Origin of the sequence: Mesorhizobium sp. M7A.F.Ca.CA.002.15.2.1 (assembly GCF_003998715.1) — a bacterium.
Lineage (GTDB): Bacteria > Pseudomonadota > Alphaproteobacteria > Rhizobiales > Rhizobiaceae > Mesorhizobium > Mesorhizobium ciceri.
Window position 1 is genome coordinate 1 of sequence record NZ_RZPI01000723.1, and the last position, 2,697, is coordinate 2,697.

A 2,697-nucleotide genomic window follows, 5' to 3' on the forward strand; every position below is an offset into this window, starting at 1 on the left:
GGCATGGACATCCCGCTGATCCGCAAGTTCGAATGCGGCTATGTCGGCGGTGCCAAATCGGCCGGCGCGACCGATGTCATCCAGAACATGACGGGTGACGCGCCGGCTGCCTGGAACGATCCGGCCAAGGGCGGCGAGATCGCCAAGACGCAGATCGACCAGGGCTCCGACGTGGTCTACGCCGCGGCAGGCGGTACCGGCGTTGGCGTGCTGCAGGCGGCGGCAGATGCCGGCAAGCTTGGCATCGGCGTCGATTCCAACCAGAACGGCCTGCAGCCCGGCAAGGTGCTGACCTCGATGCTGAAGCGCGTCGACGTCGCCGTCTACACCGCCTTCATGGACGGCAAGAACGGCACCTTCAAGGGCGGCGTCGAGAATCTCGGCCTCAAGGAAGGCGGCGTCGACTACGCCATGGACGACAACAACAAGGCGCTGGTGACGGACGAGATGAAGGCGGCCGTCGAAAAAGCCAAGGCCGACATCATTGCCGGCAAGGTCGAAGTACACGACTATACGACTGACAACGCCTGCCCCTATTGAGCGGCACGAACACACAGCCATGATCTGCAAACCGCCGGGCGCCAGCCCGGCGGTTTTGCCTTTACCGGATCGAGCGAAACCTTCGCTCCGTGCCGGACACCGTTTCGAGATACAGATGCAGCCGACGATCGGACCCATGGGCGAGCACGACGTAGCAGCGGTCGCGCAACTGCGCCTGTCTGCCTTTTTCGAGGGAACCGGAAGGACTCTCGGGGAAGATGCGGCAGGGCTTCGCGACTTGATCGCCGGTGACGGTTTCGAGGCGGCATTCGTGGCCCGGATCGGCGACACCCCGGTCGGGACATGCCTGCTGGTGCGCCACGAACTGGAGCCCGCGCATGATCTGACGCCATGGCTGGCCGGGTTGGTTGTCGATGCAAGGTATCGACGCCGAGGCATCGCCACCGCGCTGGTCAAGGCAACGGAAGCCCATGCGGCGTCACGGGGCGTCGAGATGCTCTATCTCTACACATGGGATGCGCGTGGTTTCTACGCGGCCCTCGGCTGGAACACCGTTGAGATATGCCGTTCGGACGGCGAGACGATGGCTCTGATGTCTCGCCGGCCTCGCCTATAGCAGCTTCGCGGCGAGACAACCGAGCGCGAACGCCACCATCAGTCCGGCGGCAACCACAAATCCACGCCGGCCGCCCAGCGCGTGCACGCCGACGCCGTATGGCCGCTGCGACAGGCTTCGGATCACGGTTGGCGGCCTGGCGTCGCTCAGGCCAGAACTACGCATCTGCGGCAGGTCGCCAATGCGCTGCGTGATCTGCTTCCAGCGCTCTTCGCCATCCCCCGGTTCGGCACGGTCGAAGACGTGCATGCGCTCGGCAAGTCGCACGACCTCGTCGCGGAAGGCCGGGTCGATCTCCAGATCACGTTCGGCCCGTTCGCGCTCCGCATCGTTCATCAGGCCACGCACATAGTCGCTGGCCCGTGCAATGCGATCGCTTTCACTGGCCATGGCATGCGCCCTTCCCTTTTTCCTCACCAGTGCGGCGGCTTGGTTACAGGCACTTCATCTCCCGTCTGCTCCTCCAGCGCCAGGAAGCGATCCGTCAGCGCGTCGAGCTTGCGCTGCATGCGCTCGATCACTTTCCACTGCTCGGCGATCTGGCCGGACAGTTCCTCGATGGTCTTCTCCTGCTCGGCGGCGCGGATTTCCAGCGTCGTCAGCCGGTCGGCGGGTATGGTCATGTGAATTCCCCAGTCTTCACCGCGATGTCTTGCGCCGCGATGTCTTGCGCCGCAATGCGAATTTCGGCTCCGCCATACTAGCGAATGTGAAGGCCCCGGCCACGTTGCAAATTGACAAGCGCACCGGGATTTGTCGAGAGTGAACCTGCTCCGCCAATTGGCACGGGCGGAGCGTCATGCTAGGCGTTTTGACCAAGCGATAAAAAAATAAGAGTGGGACAGGCTGCATGGCGCAAGCCGCAATCGAGTTGATCGGCATCAACAAGAGTTTTGGTGCGGTGCGCGCCAACCGGGACATCAATCTTGAGATCGGTCGCGGCACGATCCACGGCATTGTCGGCGAGAACGGCGCTGGCAAGTCGACGCTGATGTCGATCCTCTACGGCTTCTACCAGGCCGACAGCGGCGAGATCCGCGTTGGCGGCCAGCCGGCTTCGATCAAGACCCCCAATGACGCCATCGCGCTCGGCATCGGCATGGTGCATCAGCACTTCATGCTGGTCGACAATTTCACAGTGCTGGAGAACGTCATCCTCGGCGCCGAAAGCGATGCGCTCTTGAAGAAGAGCATCGCCAAGGCGCGCTCCGAACTGGAGCGGCTGGAGCGTGAATACGGGCTGGAAGTCGATCCCGATGCAATCATCGAGGAACTGCCGGTCGGCCTGCAGCAGCGTGTCGAGATCCTGAAGGCGCTCTATCGCGGCGCCGAGATCCTGATCCTCGACGAACCGACGGGCGTTTTGACGCCGGCCGAGGCCGACCATCTGTTCCGCATCCTTCGGCAGTTGAAGGACCAGGGCAAGACGGTGGTGCTGATCACCCACAAACTGCGCGAGATCATGGCCATCACCGACACGGTGTCGGTCATGCGCCAGGGCACGATGGTGGCGACGCGCGAGACCAGGAAAACGACTGTCGAGGAACTGGCCGAGCTGATGGTCGGCCGGCGCGTGCTCT

The 2,697-nt window shown here is 63.3% G+C and carries 5 protein-coding genes; 3 read left to right on the forward strand and 2 right to left on the reverse strand.

What is annotated here, in order from left to right:
- Both ENZ74_RS28200 and ENZ74_RS28205 read left to right on the forward strand, forming a co-directional pair.
- Positions 1-540 (forward strand): BMP family protein (locus ENZ74_RS28200; RefSeq protein WP_127313160.1); only part of this gene is annotated, 540 nt, incomplete at its 5' end.
- A gap of 115 nt (positions 541-655) precedes the next feature.
- Complete coding sequence (locus tag ENZ74_RS28205; protein WP_063168986.1) at positions 656-1,117, forward strand: GNAT family N-acetyltransferase; 462 nt, start codon at positions 656-658, stop codon at positions 1,115-1,117.
- Here the strand turns inward: ENZ74_RS28205 and ENZ74_RS28210 are convergent.
- Both ENZ74_RS28210 and ENZ74_RS28215 read right to left on the reverse strand, forming a co-directional pair.
- Positions 1,112-1,507, reverse strand: coding sequence for a hypothetical protein (locus ENZ74_RS28210; protein ID WP_063168987.1), 396 nt, complete (start codon positions 1,505-1,507; stop codon positions 1,112-1,114). The genes ENZ74_RS28205 and ENZ74_RS28210 overlap by 6 nt on opposite strands.
- Before the next feature lie 23 nt (positions 1,508-1,530).
- Positions 1,531-1,740 (reverse strand): SlyX family protein, encoded by a 210-nt coding sequence (locus ENZ74_RS28215; protein WP_013529634.1) that lies wholly within the window; start codon positions 1,738-1,740, stop codon positions 1,531-1,533.
- Positions 1,741-1,967: 227 nt separating this feature from the next.
- On the opposite strand from ENZ74_RS28215, the gene ENZ74_RS28220 reads away from it, so the two are divergent.
- The coding region (locus ENZ74_RS28220) for an ATP-binding cassette domain-containing protein (protein ID WP_127313161.1) at positions 1,968-2,697 on the forward strand (730 nt) is incomplete at its 3' end.